13 protein-coding genes and 2 pseudogenes are annotated in these 15,269 nt (G+C 73.0%); 4 read left to right on the top strand and 11 right to left on the bottom strand.

Going from position 1 to position 15,269, the window contains the following annotated elements; all coding sequences use genetic code 11:
* Positions 1–16: 16 nt before the first annotated feature.
* The 3 genes from ACFZDA_RS01810 to ACFZDA_RS01820 all read right to left on the bottom strand — a co-directional run bounded on the left by ACFZDA_RS01810 (position 17) and on the right by ACFZDA_RS01820 (position 3,153).
* Entirely contained in the window at positions 17–1,306 is a 1,290-nt protein-coding gene (locus tag ACFZDA_RS01810; RefSeq protein ID WP_391073334.1) for an HRDC domain-containing protein, read from the bottom strand.
* A gap of 185 nt (positions 1,307–1,491) precedes the next feature.
* The gene (locus tag ACFZDA_RS01815; RefSeq protein WP_003993737.1) at positions 1,492–2,154 is read right to left on the bottom strand and encodes a response regulator transcription factor; all 663 of its coding nucleotides are present in this window, start codon (positions 2,152–2,154) and stop codon (positions 1,492–1,494) included.
* Positions 2,155–2,478: 324 nt separating this feature from the next.
* On the bottom strand, positions 2,479–3,153 hold the full coding sequence (locus tag ACFZDA_RS01820) for a DUF3000 family protein (RefSeq protein ID WP_391073338.1): 675 nt from the start codon (positions 3,151–3,153) through the stop codon (positions 2,479–2,481).
* 102 nt (positions 3,154–3,255) lie between these two features.
* On the opposite strand from ACFZDA_RS01820, the gene hemE reads away from it, so the two are divergent.
* A complete protein-coding gene (gene hemE, locus ACFZDA_RS01825; RefSeq protein ID WP_391073341.1) occupies positions 3,256–4,323 on the top strand; it encodes a uroporphyrinogen decarboxylase in 1,068 nt (355 codons plus the stop codon).
* A gap of 13 nt (positions 4,324–4,336) precedes the next feature.
* On the opposite strand, the gene ACFZDA_RS01830 is transcribed toward hemE, so the two are convergent.
* Positions 4,337–5,161 carry a rhomboid family intramembrane serine protease gene (locus ACFZDA_RS01830; protein ID WP_391073343.1) on the bottom strand — a complete coding sequence of 275 codons (825 nt, stop codon included), beginning with the start codon at positions 5,159–5,161 and terminating at the stop codon, positions 4,337–4,339.
* A 134-nt stretch (positions 5,162–5,295) separates the two neighbouring features.
* Between ACFZDA_RS01830 and ACFZDA_RS01835 the strand changes: the two genes are divergently transcribed.
* A complete protein-coding gene (locus ACFZDA_RS01835) occupies positions 5,296–5,625 on the top strand; it encodes a hypothetical protein (protein WP_391073345.1) in 330 nt (109 codons plus the stop codon).
* A gap of 93 nt (positions 5,626–5,718) precedes the next feature.
* On the opposite strand, the pseudogene ACFZDA_RS01840 reads toward ACFZDA_RS01835, so the two are convergent.
* Both ACFZDA_RS01840 and ACFZDA_RS01845 read right to left on the bottom strand, forming a co-directional pair.
* Positions 5,719–7,111, bottom strand: a pseudogene (locus tag ACFZDA_RS01840) (FAD-dependent oxidoreductase).
* Between the two features lie 27 nt (positions 7,112–7,138).
* Entirely contained in the window at positions 7,139–8,140 is a 1,002-nt protein-coding gene (locus ACFZDA_RS01845) for a DUF4349 domain-containing protein (RefSeq protein ID WP_391073347.1), read from the bottom strand.
* A gap of 171 nt (positions 8,141–8,311) precedes the next feature.
* On the opposite strand from ACFZDA_RS01845, the gene hemG reads away from it, so the two are divergent.
* The gene (gene hemG, locus ACFZDA_RS01850; protein WP_391073350.1) at positions 8,312–9,775 is read left to right on the top strand and encodes a protoporphyrinogen oxidase; all 1,464 of its coding nucleotides are present in this window, start codon (positions 8,312–8,314) and stop codon (positions 9,773–9,775) included.
* Between the two features lie 5 nt (positions 9,776–9,780).
* Complete coding sequence (gene hemQ / locus ACFZDA_RS01855; RefSeq protein WP_391073353.1) at positions 9,781–10,524, top strand: hydrogen peroxide-dependent heme synthase; 744 nt, start codon at positions 9,781–9,783, stop codon at positions 10,522–10,524.
* On the opposite strand, the gene ACFZDA_RS01860 is transcribed toward hemQ, so the two are convergent.
* From ACFZDA_RS01860 to ACFZDA_RS01880, 5 genes and pseudogenes are all read right to left on the bottom strand, one after another.
* A complete protein-coding gene (locus tag ACFZDA_RS01860; RefSeq protein ID WP_391073356.1) occupies positions 10,525–12,183 on the bottom strand; it encodes an alpha/beta fold hydrolase in 1,659 nt (552 codons plus the stop codon).
* A 217-nt stretch (positions 12,184–12,400) separates the two neighbouring features.
* Complete coding sequence (locus tag ACFZDA_RS01865) at positions 12,401–12,730, bottom strand: RICIN domain-containing protein (RefSeq protein ID WP_391073359.1); 330 nt, start codon at positions 12,728–12,730, stop codon at positions 12,401–12,403.
* A gap of 254 nt (positions 12,731–12,984) precedes the next feature.
* Positions 12,985–13,155 (bottom strand): annotated as a pseudogene (locus tag ACFZDA_RS01870) (LacI family transcriptional regulator); the annotation flags it as partial.
* Positions 13,156–13,636: 481 nt separating this feature from the next.
* Entirely contained in the window at positions 13,637–14,395 is a 759-nt protein-coding gene (locus ACFZDA_RS01875) for a TIGR04222 domain-containing membrane protein (RefSeq protein ID WP_391073362.1), read from the bottom strand.
* A gap of 86 nt (positions 14,396–14,481) precedes the next feature.
* Positions 14,482–15,213, bottom strand: coding sequence for a DUF4142 domain-containing protein (locus tag ACFZDA_RS01880; RefSeq protein WP_391073364.1), 732 nt, complete (start codon positions 15,211–15,213; stop codon positions 14,482–14,484).
* Between the last annotated feature and the right edge of the window lie 56 nt (positions 15,214–15,269).

Raw genomic sequence — 15,269 nt, forward strand, 5'->3', positions numbered from 1 at the left:
TACGGCGGCTAGGGCCCTAGGCCTCCTTGACGGACAGAGCCTCCACCAGCACCGGCGTCACCAGCTCCACCTGCCACGGCCGCGCGCCATGCCCGGCAAGCGCGCCCGCCACGGACTCGGCGTCCACCACCGCCGGCGGCTCCCAGCACACCCGCCGCACCGTGTCCGGCGTCATCAGATTCTCCTGCGGCATGTTGAGCTGCTCGGCCAGCGCCGAAACACCCGTCCGGGCCGCGGACAGCCGAGCCGCAGCCGCAGGATCCTTGTCCGCCCAGGCCCGCGGCGGCGGAGGCCCGGTCACCGGCTGCCCCGGCTGCGGCAACTGCGCCTCGCTCAACGCCTTCGCCCGGTCCACGGCCGCCTGCCACTGCTCCAGCTGCCGCTTGCTCATCCGGTGTCCGAAACCGTTCAGCGCGGCCAGCGCGTGCACGTTGGCCGGAATCGCCAGCGCGGCCTCGACGATCGCCGCGTCCCCGAGCACCTTGCCCGGCGAGACGTCCCGCCGCTGCGCGATCCGGTCCCGGGTCTGCCACAGCTCCCGTACGACGGCCAGCTGCCGCCGCCGGCGCACCTTGTGCATGCCGGACGTACGCCGCCAGGGGTCCTTGCGGGGCTCGGGCGGCGGGGCGGAGGCGATCGCGTCGAACTCCTGGTGGGCCCACTCCAGCTTGCCCTGCCGGTCCAGCTCCTTCTCCAGCGCGTCGCGCAGGTCGACGAGCAGCTCGACGTCCAGCGCCGCGTACCGCAGCCAGGGTTCGGGCAGTGGCCGGGTCGACCAGTCGACGGCGGAGTGCCCCTTCTCCAGGACGAAGCCGAGGACGCCCTCGACCATCGCGCCGAGGCCGACCCGGGGGAACCCGGCGAGCCGCCCGGCCAGCTCCGTGTCGAACAGCCGCGTCGGCACCATGCCTATCTCACGCAGGCAGGGCAGGTCCTGGGTGGCGGCGTGCAGCACCCACTCGACGCCGGACAGGGCCTCGCCCAGGGCGGACAGGTCGGGGCAGGCGACGGGGTCGATGAGAGCCGTTCCGGCCCCTTGGCGGCGCAGCTGGACCAGGTAGGCGCGCTGGCCGTAGCGGTAGCCGGAGGCCCGCTCGGCGTCGACGGCGACCGGTCCGGAGCCCGCCTCGAAGGCGGCGATCGTCCGGGCCAGGGCGTCCTCGTCGGCGATCACGGGAGGAATGCCCTCACGCGGTTCCAGCAAAGGGATCGGCGCCTCCGTAGCAGAAGATCCGCCGTCGTCCGGAGGGGCGCCTCCGGTGGTTCGCAGTGAGCTGTCTGCTGCGGTCTCGTGGGCGTCGGTCACATGTCAAGGGTATCCGTGTATGGACAGCGCCCGTCGACGGAACGTTCCGTCGACGGGCGCCCGGGGGTCGCAAACCAGTCAGGTCGGGGAAGTGTCGGGCCGGCGAACCGTGAGTGACAGCGCGGGAGCCGCGGCCGGTCCCGTTCACGTGAGTGAATGATCACAAAGGGTCATCGTGGAGCGGGTCAGTGGATGATTCCGGTCCGCAGGGCCACCGCGACCATCCCGGCGCGGTCGCCCGTGCCGAGCTTGCGGGCGATGCGGGCGAGGTGGCTCTTGACGGTCAGCGCGGACAGGCCCATCGAGACGCCGATCGCCTTGTTCGACTGGCCCTCCGCGACCAGCCGCAGCACCTCGACCTCGCGGCCGGACAGCTCGCGGTAGCCGCCCGGGTGGCTCGGGGCACCCGGGGGGCGGCGGTGCAGGCGCGCGGCGGCGGCACCGATGGGGGCGGCGCCCGGCCGGGTGGGGAGCCCGACGTTGGTACGGGTGCCGGTGACGACGTAGCCCTTCACACCGCCGGCGAGGGCGTTGCGCACGGCGCCGATGTCGTCGGCGGCGGAGAGGGCGAGCCCGTTGGGCCAGCCCGCGGCGCGGGTCTCCGACAGCAGGGTGAGGCCGGAGCCGTCGGGCAGGTGGACGTCGGCGACGCAGATGTCGCGGGGGTTGCCGATGCGGGGACGAGCCTCCGCGATGGACGAGGCCTCGATGACATCGCGCACACCGAGCGCCCACAGGTGGCGGGTGACGGTGGAGCGGACGCGCGGGTCGGCCACGACCACCATGGCGGTCGGCTTGTTCGGGCGGTAGGCGACCAGGCTTGCGGGCTGCTCGAGGAGAACGGACACCAGGCCTCCTGGGGTGCGGGACGGGGCCGGCTCGTGGGGGGTGAAGCCGGGACGAACCGTGCTTTCAAGGTCACAGTCGTCTTCGGCACCCAACCCGTCCGCCTTTAGAGAATGATCACGAATCGGTGATAACAATCCGCGCAATTCGGACACGCGGTCGATCATTCGAAGGCCGGACGGTTTCGGTCTGCGTCGGTACGCGGTCGAAAGTGGCCGTATCGACAAAGTGATTCGGCCAAGAGGGGGACGTGGGTGTGATCGTCGACAGGGCAGCGTTGACCGCCCCGTACAGATTCGATCAGTACGGGGTCGGAACAGGTTCGATCAGCGGGACTGCGGTCCTCGCCGCTGCGGCAGCGTCACCACCGACGCGTCCCCCGGCCCGGCCGGCGGCAGCCCCGCGACCTGGGCGAGCAGATCGCACCAGGACGCCAGGTGCGCGGCCGTGTCCGGCACACCGCCCAGACCTTCGCGCGGCGTCCAGGAGGCGCGGATCTCGATCTGCGAGGCGGCCGGGCGGGCGGCCAGACCGCCGAAGTAGTGCGAGCTCGCCCGCGTGACGGTGCCGCTCGGCTCCCCGTACGTCAGCCCGCGCGCCTGGAGCGCGCCGGTCAGCCAGGACCAGCACACCTCCGGCAGCAGCGGGTCCGCGGCCATCTCCGGCTCCAGTTCCGCGCGCACCAGCGTCACCAGCCGGAACGTGCCCTGCCAGGCGTCGTGTCCCGCCGGGTCGTGCAGCAGCACCAGCCGGCCGTCGGCCAGGTCCTCCTCGCCGTCGACGACCGCCGCCTCCAGCGCGTGGGCGTAGGGGGCCAGCCGCTTCGGCGCGGGCGTCGGCTCCACCTCGATCTGGGGCCGCAGCCGCGCCGCCTTGAGCGCGTCGACGGCGGCCCGGAAGGGCGGCGGAGTGGTGTCCGCCTCCCGCCGGTCCTTCTCGGTGTCCTTCGCTTCGTCCATTCCGCCAGCGCCGTCCGACAGTCGTCCCTGAGCCGCAGCCATGCGGGAAGGTTACGGGGACCGGAGCCCGGCTGCCGGGCTAGACACCCCGCGCCTGTCCAGGGGCTGAATCACGCCTGTCGGAGGCGTGCGAAACTTGGCCCCGTGAGTGCCAATGACGCCCCCCGGGCCCAGCAGCCGTCCGCCCCGTACGACTCAGCCTTCCTCAAGGCCTGCCGGCGCGAGCCCGTGCCGCACACGCCGGTGTGGTTCATGCGGCAGGCCGGGCGTTCACTGCCGGAGTACCGCAAGGTGCGCGAGGGCATCCCGATGCTGGAGTCCTGCATGCGGCCCGAGCTGGTCGCGGAGATCACCCTCCAGCCCGTCCGCCGCCACGACGTCGACGCGGCGGTCTACTACAGCGACATCGTCGTCCCGCTGAAGGCCATCGGCGTCGACCTCGACATCAAGCCGGGCGTCGGCCCGGTCGTCGAGCACCCGATCCGCACCCGCGCGGACCTCGCCCAGCTCCGTGACCTGACCCCGGAGGACGTCTCGTACGTCACCGAGGCGATCGGCCTGCTCACGCGCGAGCTGGGCGCCACCCCGCTCATCGGTTTCGCCGGCGCGCCCTTCACCCTCGCGAGCTACCTCGTCGAGGGCGGTCCGTCGCGCACGTACGAGAACGCCAAGGCGATGATGTACGGCGACCCGGAGCTGTGGGCCGACCTGCTCGACCGCCTCGCCGACATCACGGCCGCCTTCCTGAAGGTGCAGATCGAGGCCGGCGCCTCGGCCGTCCAGCTCTTCGACTCCTGGGTCGGCTCGCTCGCCCCCGCCGACTACCGCCGCTCGGCGATGCCGGCCTCCGCCAAGGTCTTCGAAGCCGTCGCCGGGTACGGCGTCCCGCGCATCCACTTCGGTGTCGGCACCGGCGAGCTGCTGGGGCTCATGGGCGAGGCGGGCGCGGACGTCGTCGGCGTCGACTGGCGCGTCCCACTGGACGAGGCCGCCCGCCGCGTCGGCCCCGGCAAGGCGCTGCAGGGCAACCTCGACCCGACGGTCCTGTTCGCGCCCGCGGAGGTGATCGAGGCGAAGACCCGCGAGGTGCTCGACGCGGCCGCGGGCCTGGAGGGACACGTCTTCAACCTGGGCCACGGCGTCATGCCGTCCAACGACCCGGACGCGCTGACCCGGCTCGTGGAGTACGTCCACACGCAGACCGCGCGCTGACCGTCCTCGGCGCTCACCAGGTGTGCCGGGGCCGCGCCTGCCTGCCGAACAGCAGGCCGCGCGGTTCCGGCGGCGGGGGAGTGCCGGGTTTGAGCGGCCAGGCGATGAGCATGCCGGCGACAAAACCCACGACGTGCGCCGCGTACGCCACCGTGCCGGCGCCGGAGATGCCCTCGCCGGAGGAGTACACCGTCTGGAGCGCGAACCAGAGCCCCAGCACGATCCAGGCGGGCAGCCGCAGCGGCAGGAAGACCAGGAACGGCACGAGGACCCAGACCCGGGCCCTCGGATACAGCACCAGATAGGCACCCAGCACGCCGGCGATCGCCCCCGAGGCGCCGATCAGCGGTGCGCCCGAGCCGGAGTCGAGGAGCGCGAAGCCGTACGACGCCGCGTACCCGCACACCACGTAGAAGAGCAGGAAGCGGACGTGGCCCATGCGGTCCTCGACGTTGTTGCCGAAGATCCACAGGAACAGCATGTTGCCCAGCAGATGGAGCCAGCTGCCGTGCAGGAACATCGCCGTCAGGACGCTCAGTTCCGGCGACTTGTCGTAGGGCGGCGGGCCGACCACGCAGCCGGCTCCCCGCGGGCCCACCCCGATGTCGCCCGTGGGCACCAGCCGAGGCATCTGATGGTGGATCAGCTCCCGTGGCACGGCCGCGTAGTGGTCGAGGAACGCCTGGAGGTGACACAGCTGGGCCAGGCTGCCCTCGCCCACCACGGAACCGGCCATGCCGGGAGTGAGCAGGAACACCACGATGTTGGCGGCGAGCAGCGCGTACGTCACCCAGGGGGTGCGCCGCACCGGGTTCACGTCGTGCACGGGAATGACCACGCCACACGTGTGCCCGGGGTGACGCCGGTGAATCGGTCCGGCCGCTGAACGCAGCCGTCGGGGCGTGCGTATGTCTCGGCAACCGCTCGCGGCGCGGGGAAGGCGGGTCGCGGGGCCGACGTGAGGAACAGGCGATGAACGACCGAGTTACTCCCCCGATGCACGCGCTGCCGGACGGTGAGGCGGAGCTGACGCTGGTGGTGCGGCTGCCGTGGGAGGACGTCGCCCGGCTGGGCCAGGAAGCCGGGCGGCTGGCGGCCCAGATGCGGCGGCCCGTGACGCTGGAGGAGGCGGTGAGTCACCGGTTGCGGTCGACCCGGGTGGCTTCCCACGCGAAGCCTGCCGGGGAGCAGCCGCCTGCGGTGACGGCTTCGGCTTCGGTGTCGTCCTTGCCGTCGCGACCGCCGGCGGAGCAGGCCCGGCAGGCGATCGACCGGATCAACGGGACGGCTGGGACCGCGTAGGGCTTCGCCGCAGGGGTGCGGGTGCGTTGCCGGGTGCGGGACCGTTGTGGCTTGTCGCGCGGTTCCCCGCGCCCCTGACCCCTGCACCGTCCCTTACAAAGAACCCCGCACCTTTGCGGCCGCCTTGCGGGCTGCCACCAATACCGGGTCCCAGACCGGGGAGAACGGTGGGGCGTAGCCGAGGTCCAGGGTCGTCATCTGTTCTGCCGTCATGCCTGCCGTGAGGGCGACCGCCGCGATGTCGACTCGTTTGCCCGCGCCCTCCCGGCCGACGATCTGGACGCCGAGGAGGCGGCCCGTGCGCAGTTCGGCGAGCATCTTGACCGTCATGGGGGGAGGCGTCCGGGTAGTAGCCCGCGCGGCTGGTCGACTCGATGGTGACCGTCTCGAAGCGCAGGCCCACGCGGTGGGCGTCCTTCTCGCGCAGGCCCGTGCGCGCGATCTCCAGGTCGCAGACCTTGCTGACCGCCGTGCCGACCACGCCCGGGAAGGTGGCGTAACCGCCGCCCGCGTTGGTGCCGATGACCTGGCCGTGCTTGTTGGCGTGAGTGCCGAGCGCGATGTGCCGTTCCTGGCCGGAGACCAGGTCGAGGACCTCGACGCAGTCGCCGCCCGCCCAGATGTTCTCGTGGCCGCGCACCCGCATCGAGCGGTCCGTGAGGAGGCCGCCGTGGGCGCCGAGGGGGAGGCCGGCGGCCTTCGCCAGGGTCGTCTCGGGGCGGACGCCGATGCCGAGCACGACGACATCCGCCGGGAATTCCCGGTCCTGGGCGGACACCGCCCGGACCCGGCCGTCGTCACCCGTGAGGATCTCGGTGACCTCGGCGTCGTTCACCATCGTGATGCCCAGGCCCTCCATGGCCTTGTGCACCAGGCGGCCCATGTCGGGGTCGAGGGTCGACATGGGCTCGCTGCCCCGGTTGACGACCGTCACCTCGTAGCCGCGGTTGATGAGCGCCTCGGCCATCTCCACGCCGATGTAGCCGGCCCCGACGACCACCGCGCGGCGGCCACGCGTGCGTGCCAGCGTGTCGAGCAGCGCCTGGCCGTCGTCCAGAGTCTGCACGCCGTGCACCCCGGGGGCGTCCATGCCGGGCAGCTCCGGCCGGATCGGCCGGGCGCCGGTGGCGATCACGAGTTTGTCGTACGACGTCCAGGACTCGGCGCCGGAGTCGACGTCACGCACGCGTACCCGCTGCCCGTCGAGGTCGAGCCGCGTGACCTCGGTGCGCAGCCGCAGATCGATGTCCCGCGCGCGGTGCTCCTCGGGGGTGCGGGCGATGAGCCGGTCCCGGTCGGCGACATCGCCGCCCACCCAGTAGGGGATGCCGCACGCCGAGTACGACGTGAAGTGGCCGCGTTCGAACGCCACGATCTCCAGCTCGTCGGGGCCCTTCAGCCGGCGTGCCTGCGACGCCGCGGACATCCCCGCGGCGTCGCCGCCGATCACGACCAGTCGCTCCCTGCGCGTACGGCTCATGCTCATGCGAACACGCTACGGGAGCAGGGCATTTCAGTCCTGCTCGTCAGGCTCGTCAGGAGTCCGCGCGGGCGGGGACTGCGGGGCCTGCCGGGCCGTGGGCAGCGGGCCCAGGGCGCTCCTGGCGGGCGCGGGGCTCGGGCCGCGTGACAGGCGGGGGCGTACGACGCGCAGCCAGACCAGCGCCAGCAGGGCGGCCACCGCCGCGAACGGCAGGACCGCGCCGAGGGCCACCGCGAGCCAGCGCAGCATCGTCACGAACGCGTTCCAGCCGCCCGCGAGCGCGTCCACGAACCCCGGGTCGTCATCCTTCGCCTCCTCCTTCTTCACCGGGGTCTCGGACAGCGACAAGGTGATGGTGGCCAGGCTCGTGCGGTCCTTCAGGGACTCCTCGCGGGCGAGCAGCGCCTCCAGGTCGGCCTGGCGGGTGCTCAGCTCGCCCTCCAGGGTCACCACGTCGCTGAGCTTGGTGGCCTGGTCCATCAGCTCGCGGATCCGGGCCACGCTGGCCCGCTGCGACTTGATGCGGCTCTCCACGTCCACGACCTGGTCGGTGACGTCCTCCGCCTTGGCGCTGCGGTCGAGGAGCTTGCCCGCGCCCTCGAGCTCGGTGAGGACCTCGTCGTACTTCTCGACCGGGACCCGCAGCACGACCCGGGTGCGCTCGTGACCCTCCGCGTCCCGGGTGGTGGTCTCGTTGCCGACGTAGCCGCCCGCGTTCTCGGTGCCGGCGCGGGCCTCCTCCAGGGCCTTCGGGACGTCCTTGACCTGCACGGTCAGCGAGGCCGTGCGGATGATGTGGCTCGTGGGGAGCTTCGGCGGGGAGGTCGCCCGGGCTCCGCTTCCGGCGCCGCCGGGAGCGGCCTCGTTCGCGCCGGCCTTGCCGTCCGGCTGCGGGGCGGCGACCCCGCGGTCGGCGGAGCTGCCGGCGGAGTCGTCGCCCGCGCCGCTGCACCCGGTGAGCGCTAGGGCCGCGGCCAGCAGGAGCGCCGTGAGCGCCGGGACGGGGTGGCGGGCGGGTCGTCGTGTGCGCATGCGGGCATCCCCCGGGGTTCGGTTCGGCTGACGCTTCTTCGACGCCCGGGCGGGCCCCGACGTTTGGTCCTGGACGGTTCCGATGCGGTCACGGTCGGGACTCGCGCGGATCACCCGTGCCGGACACCGGGGCGCGGGAACGCTGTCAGTGGGGTCTGAGAGGCTGGGGGCATGCGCGAAGTTCAAGCCCGTGCGGGCACGGGGCAGGTCGTCGTCATCGGGGCGGGAATCGCGGGACTGGCCGCGGCGCACCGGCTGCTGGAGCGCGGGGCGCGGGTGACCGTGCTGGAGGCCTCCGGCCGGGTCGGCGGCAAGCTGCTGCCCGGGGAGATCGCGGGCGCGCGCGTGGACCTCGGCGCCGAGTCGATGCTGGCCCGCCGCCCCGAGGCGGTGGCGCTCGCCCGGGAGGTGGGCCTGGCCGACCGGCTCCAGCCGCCCGCGACCGCGACGGCCTCGATCTGGACCCGGGGCGCGCTGCGCCCGATGCCCAAGGGCCATGTGATGGGCGTGCCCGGCACCGCCGCGGCCCTGTCCGGGGTGCTGTCCGACGAGGGCCTCGCCCGCATCGACCGCGACGCCGAGCTGCCCCGCACGGAGATCGGCGACGACGTGGCCGTCGGCCGGTACGTGGCGGAGCGCCTCGGCCGCGAGGTCGTCGACCGCCTGGTGGAGCCCCTGCTGGGCGGCGTGTACGCGGGCGACGCGTACCGCATCTCGATGCGCTCGGCCGTCCCGCAGCTCTTCCAGGCGGCCCGCGACCACGCTTCCCTGACGGAGGGGGTCCGCGAGATCCAGGCGAAGGCCGCCGCCCGGCAGACCGGCCCGGTGTTCATGGGCCTCCGGGGCGGCGTCGGCACGCTGCCCCTCGCGGTGGCCGAGTCGGTGCGGGCCCGCGGCGGCGAGATCCTGACGGGGACGCCGGTGACGGAGCTGAGCCACAGCGCAGCCGAAGGCGGCGGCTGGCGCGTGGTCGCGGGCGAGCGGGTGCTGCGCGCGGACGCGGTCGTGCTCGCCGTCCCCGCCCCGGCCGCCGCCAGGCTCCTGCGCACCGAGTCCCCCGGGGCCGCCGCCGAGCTCGGCGGCGTCGAGTACGCCTCCATGGCCCTGGTCACCCTCGCCTACCGCCGCGCCGAGGCGGGCCTGCCCGAGGGCAGCGGCTTTCTCGTGCCGCCGGTGGACGGGCGCACCATCAAGGCGTCCACCTTCGCCTCGCAGAAGTGGGGCTGGATCGCCGACGAGAACCCCGGCCTCGTCGTCCTGCGCACCTCCGTCGGACGGTACGGCGAGACGGAGATCCTCCAGCGCGACGACGACGAGCTGGTGGCGGTCTCCCGGCACGACCTGAAGGCGGCGACCGGCCTGGACGCCACGCCCGTCGCCACCCGCGTCACCCGCTGGGACGACGGCCTGCCCCAGTACCCGGTCGGCCACCACGCGCGCGTGGCCCGCATCCGCGAGCACATGGCGAAGCTCCCGGGGCTCGCCGTGTGCGGCGCGCCCTACGACGGCGTCGGCATCCCGGCGTGCGTCGCGAGCGCGTACGCCGCCGTCGACCAGATCCACGGTGACCTGCGGGGTGTGGAGGAGCTCACCGCCCACCCGGTGCAGAGCCTGCACGGCGGAGCGGGAGAATGAGGAGCATGAGTGACGACGCCTCCACCACGGCCTCCAGCGCCGAGCCCGACCGCATCCCGAACAAGGGCAAGCTGGCCAAGGACCTCAACGAGGTCATCCGCTACACGCTCTGGTCCGTCTTCAAGCTGAAGGACGTCCTCCCCGAGGACCGCGCCGGGTACGCCGACGAGGTCCAGGAGCTGTTCGACCAGCTCGCCGCCAAGGACGTGACCATCCGCGGCACGTACGACGTCTCGGGCCTGCGCGCCGACGCCGACCTCATGATCTGGTGGCACGCGGAGACCAGCGACGCGCTGCAGGAGGCGTACAACCTCTTCCGCCGCACGAAGCTGGGCCGGGCGCTCACGCCGGTGTGGTCGAACATGGCGCTGCACCGCCCCGCCGAGTTCAACCGCTCGCACATCCCGGCGTTCCTCGCCGACGAGACGCCACGCAACTATGTGAGCGTCTACCCCTTCGTGCGCTCCTACGACTGGTACCTGCTGCCCGACGAGGACCGCCGCCGCATGCTCGCCGACCACGGCAAGATGGCCCGAGGCTTCCCCGACGTGCGCGCCAACACGGTCGCCTCGTTCTCCCTCGGCGACTACGAGTGGATCCTCGCCTTCGAGGCCGACGAGCTGTACCGCATCGTCGACCTGATGCGTCACCTGCGCGGCTCCGAGGCCCGCCGGCACGTCCGCGAGGAGGTCCCGTTCTTCACGGGCCGCCGCAAGGACATCGCCGAGCTGGTCGCGGGTCTGGCCTGATCAGCCGAGCGGCCGGTCGGCCCCGGGCTGCTCCGGGGCCGCCGACCGCGACCGCGGCCCCGGGTGCGGCTTCGGTTCCGGATGCGCCGCGCAGTCCGTACGCCGTCCCGGCAGCCGGCCCTCCAGCAGATACGCCTCCACATGGCCGTTGACGCAGGCGTTCGGCCCGCCCGCCAGGCCGTGCGCGCCGGCGTCCCGCTCCGTCACCAGGACCGAGCCGGCGAGGCGGCGGTGGAGTTCCAGAGCGCCCTCGTAGGGCGTGGCCGCGTCCCGCTCGGCGGCGAGGATCAGCGTCGGCGGCAGTTCACCCGGCCCGGTGCCGACGTCGAGCGGCCGCTGCCGTGGCCCCTCCCAGTAGGCGCAGGGCAGGTTCGTCCACACGTTGTCCCAGGTCTCGAACGGCGCCCGCCGCGCGAGCCGGGTGTTGTCCCGGTCCCACACCTCCCAGTCCGTCGGCCAGGGGGCGTCGTTGCACTCGACGGCGACGTAGACCGCGCGTGAGTTCTCCGCCTCGGCGGCGGCCTCCGGGTGCTGCTCGGCCTGTTCGACCAGCGGCCCGGGATCGCCCTTGAGGTACGCCGAGAGCGCGTGCGCCCGGTGCGGCCACTGGTCGTCGTAGTAGCCGGCCTGGAGGAACGCGCCCCGCAACTGCCCGGGTCCGACCTTCCCGCCGGCCGGCTCGGCGGCCAGCCGCGCGCTCGCCCGCTCGTAGCTGCGCAGCACCTCCCGCGCGGTCCTGCCCAGCCCGTACACGTCGTCGTGCCGGGCGATCCACTTCCGGAAGTCCCGCCAGCGGCCCTCGAACGCCGCCGACTGGGCGAGGTTGTTGCGGTACCAGATCCGCGCCGGATCCGGATCGACCGCCGAGTCGAACACCATCCGCCGTACGTGGCCGGGGAACAGCGTCGCGTAGAGGGCTGCGAAGTACGTGCCGTACGACGAGCCCATGAAGGTCAGCCGTTCCTCGCCGAGCGCGGCGCGCAGGACGTCGAGGTCGCGGGCGTTGTTCAGCGAGTGGTAGTGCCGCAGCGCGCCGCCGGCCCGCTCGGCGCAGCCGCGCGCGTACGCCTTCGCCTGCGCGACGCGTTCCCTCTTGTACGACTCGGAGGGGTGCGTCGGCGCCTGCGTGGGCCCCTTGAAGAAGTGCGCGGGGTCCTTGCAGGACAGGGGCGCCGAACGGCCGACGCCGCGCGGGGCGTAGCCGACGAGGTCGTAGGCGGCCGCGATGCGCTTCCACTCGGGGAGCAGGCCGACGAGGGGGAAGTAGAGGCCGGAGGAGCCCGGGCCGCCCGGGTTGTAGACCAGGGCGCCCTGGCGGCGGACCGCGTGCTTGCCGTGGTGCGGGTCCTTGCGCGTGGCCCGGGCGCGCCCGACGGCGAGCTCGATCTGTCTGCCGTCGGGCCGGGCGTAGTCCAGCGGGACGGTGACCGTGCCGCACTGCATGCTGCCCGGGAGGTCCTGTGCGTCGGGGCACGGGCCGAAGTCGATGCCGGCCGCCTTCGCCCGCGCGGCGGCCACCGCGGTGCCGCGCGACTCGGCCGCCGCTCTCGCGCCGTCGGTGTCCGGGACGGCGGTGCCCGGGACGGCGGTGCCCGGGACGGCGGTGAGGGCGCTCAGCAGCAAGGATCCTGCGGCCGAGTAGAGGAGGGCGGCTCTCATCGCGTATCCCTTCGGTGCACGGTGGCGACAAAAGGGATGTTTGGTGAGGTGGTTGGGGAAGGCAAGCACCGTCCGGCGGTGTCGGCGCCGAAGCCCCTGTGCGCCCCCGGTCTGTCAGTCGTGTGCCTGGGGCGTGTCCGCAGAGTCCCGCCTGCCCACGGAAGGAACGCTGATCAGCCCATGCCCTGGAGGCGCCAGATCTGGTTCCTCTTGGTGTTCAGCGCGCTCGCGAGCGCGCTGACGGGGTGAGGGTGAACATCTGGTTCGTGGCGCCGTTGCAGGTGTACTGGATGACGGCGGCACCGTCGGCCGTGGAGGCACCCGAGACGTCCAGGCACTGGCCGCTGTGCTGGGCGACGGCGACCGTGGAGATGGTGGTGTTGGACGGCGGGAGCAGGGTGACGGTGTAGCCGTCACCGGAGTCTGTCCACGGGACGGTAAGGGACGCGGAGTTGCCGCTGACCGTCAAGGTCTGGTCGGAGACGGTGACCGGGCCGGGGTGGACGGCCTGCGGGCCAACCTGGGGGAGCGAGCCGTTCTCGGTCATCCCGTAGATGGTGCTCGAGGCGCGGTAGGCGGGGGCGCCTTGAGTGGTGGAGAAGTCGACCGCGACGGTGGTGTCGGCGGCCTGGGCAGTGGTGCCGGGAAGGGCGCCGACGGCGGCGACCGACGCGAACAGCGCGGCGAGCGCGGTCAGCCGCGGCCTACGGCCGTGGACGGACCGAAGGCGGGCAGCAGGTTGGAAGGTGATGCTCCAGAACCGTCGCCAGACGCTCGCGCCGTCGAGGGCGGCCGCTTCCCGGAGAAGTCCCGCGGCACATGACGGCCCGCGTGGGCAGGCCCCGGTAGAGGCCTTGCGAGCGCGGCCTCGTTCAGCGTGACCAGGGCCGTGGGGGCGGGGGCGTCGTACAGGATCCGCTCCAGGAACGCCTGCCCTGAGGGAGCGTCGTCCTCGCAGGTGTACGCCCGCATGCAGACGGCGGGGCAGCTCTCGTGCGGGTCCGGCCGTTGGCCAGGGAACGTGCGCTCGCGTTGGGCCGGTAGCCGCTCAGCGCGTACGACACGGTGCTCCGCGAGACACCGGCCCGCTTGGCGATCTCACCGATGTTCACGGGCGCTCCTTCATCGAATCGGTTCACCATCCCGCACGAGGAACAACCTGCACGCGCGGACCGTGACCGTCGTCCATCTGCCGCCCGTATCGCGCCTGTCAGGCAGCTCGGCGCGCTGTGCCCGCAAGGCGCCGGCGGCTCGCCCGCGCCGGGAGACCGAGTCGTGACGGGAGTATTGCCGCCCTGGTTCGCCCGGTGCCAGGTTCCGTCGAACCGGTTCGACTCCTGCTCGGGCGGTAACGGCTCGATGTGCGACCCCAGTTCGTCCGACACGCTCCACGGCCGCGACTGACGTTTCCCCGCGACCCGGCCAACGAGCGGACCAGCCGAAATGAGTGTCGCTAGCGGTGCGTGAAGGCGGCGCGCAGGTCCGGTTCGCCGATCGCGCTGACGCCGCGCACCGCCACGGAGGTGAGGTAGGTGCGGTCGTCGGCGGTGCCGTCCGCGTCCCGGGTCAGGGCGCCGAGCAGCCGCTGGCCGGCCGGGGAGGCCCAGCGCGAGTACGGGTGGATCTCGATGCGGGCGATGGCCAGGGAGCTCAGGGTCAGGGCGAGCGGCAGCGCGAACCACAGGGCGACCAGTTGCCGTGTCATGTCCGGCGGAGTGGGCGTCAGCAGCGCGGCGACGCCGAGAGCGAGTACGGCGAACGCCGCTGAGCGGACCTGCCGTACGGCCGCCGCGACCGTCGTACGGGCGCTGTCGGGCACCGCGAGTCCCGCGCGCACCAGCCGGTCGGCGATGCCGCGTATCGCGTCGGCCGTGGCGGCGGTGGCCCGCACCGGCGCGATCCGGGACTGCCCCTCGGGGCCGATGGCCCCTATGACCGACCGCTCCATCTCGTCCCGCCCGAGGGGATCGACGACCGTCGCCCAGCCGGTGTGGGCGAGGAGCAGCCGGCGCTGGCGCGCCATGGCCACGAGCGTCACGTCGGCGACCCGCCGGGGCCCGCCGGAGAGGAACGCGGCCTCGTACAACGTGAGTTCATGGATCCGGCCGGTGTCCGTGTCACTGGCCGCGGCGCGTACGGCGGCCAGGCACAGGCGCGTGCACGCCGTGCCGGCCACGGCCCAGGCCGCCAGCAGGAAAAGAACCCAGAGCATATGTTGTTTGTATGTGACACGGTCCCGAGAGCACCATGCCTTATTCACGATCCGGACGGAGTGTTGTCGGTATGTGACGTTCCGTTTCACTGTTCCGGCGGCGGGCGGAACGTGGGCGGCGCCAGCGTGGTGGCCGGTTCCGGGACCGGCACCGGGGGTGCGACCGGCGGGGGCGTGCTCGCGGTGGCCATGTCGCGGGCCACGGCGTCGAAGTCGACGTAGCCCGTGGCCTCCAGGACCTTGATGTGGTCGAGGACGGTGGTGCCGGCGTCGTCGGCGAGGTCGCGCACGAGCGAGTTGCGGGTGCTCGCGCGGGCCTGGGCGGCGACCGAGAACACCCTGCCGTGCGCCAGCCGCAGGAGGTTGGCGAACTGGCGGTCGTACTCGACGCCCTGTGCCGCGTCCAGGGTTTCGAGCCACTGCTTCTGCTGGTCGGTGGGCTCGTCCGGCAGGGCGAGGTTCAGCCGCGCGGCGACACCGCGGACCCGTTCGTCGAGGAACCGGTGCCCCTCGACAAGATGCCGGCCCGCCGTCCGGACGGCGGGCGTGGCCCCCTTCGCCTGCGCCTGCCGCCCCGCGGGTAGCTCCCACAGCCCGGCCAGCCGGACCTTGACGAGGAAGTCCTGGTCGAGTGCGGACAACGGGCCGTAGCTCGTGCGCAGGGTCTGGGCGCTCAGCACGTCCGGTCCCGTCCTCGGCCGGTCGGTGTACGGCCAGAGGGAGAAGACCAGTGCGGCGAGCGTCGCCGTCAGACACGTGACGATGAGCCCCGTGCCGCTGACGATGCCTCGGCCCTTGACGGGGGGTCGCGGTCGCATGGGTGGTGCCTCCTGGTACGGCACCGCACGCTAGTGCGCTTCGGGTGCGGAATTGA

The organism is Streptomyces sp. NPDC007991 (assembly GCF_042958445.1).
In the GTDB taxonomy this organism is placed as follows: domain Bacteria; phylum Actinomycetota; class Actinomycetes; order Streptomycetales; family Streptomycetaceae; genus Streptomyces.

Coding starts and splice junctions, on each gene's coding strand:
- ACFZDA_RS01860 (WP_391073356.1), bottom strand. CDS start 12,183: ATGAGAGCCGCCCTCCTCTACTCGGCCGCAGGATCCTTGCTGCTGAGC.
- ACFZDA_RS01835 (WP_391073345.1), top strand. CDS start 5,296: ATGAACGACCGAGTTACTCCCCCGATGCACGCGCTGCCGGACGGTGAG.
- ACFZDA_RS01820 (WP_391073338.1), bottom strand. CDS start 3,153: ATGGCTGCGGCTCAGGGACGACTGTCGGACGGCGCTGGCGGAATGGAC.
- ACFZDA_RS01880 (WP_391073364.1), bottom strand. CDS start 15,213: ATGCGACCGCGACCCCCCGTCAAGGGCCGAGGCATCGTCAGCGGCACG.
- hemQ (WP_391073353.1), top strand. CDS start 9,781: ATGAGTGACGACGCCTCCACCACGGCCTCCAGCGCCGAGCCCGACCGC.
- hemG (WP_391073350.1), top strand. CDS start 8,312: ATGCGCGAAGTTCAAGCCCGTGCGGGCACGGGGCAGGTCGTCGTCATC.
- ACFZDA_RS01865 (WP_391073359.1), bottom strand. CDS start 12,730: ATGACCGAGAACGGCTCGCTCCCCCAGGTTGGCCCGCAGGCCGTCCAC.
- ACFZDA_RS01845 (WP_391073347.1), bottom strand. CDS start 8,140: ATGCGCACACGACGACCCGCCCGCCACCCCGTCCCGGCGCTCACGGCG.
- ACFZDA_RS01875 (WP_391073362.1), bottom strand. CDS start 14,395: ATGCTCTGGGTTCTTTTCCTGCTGGCGGCCTGGGCCGTGGCCGGCACG.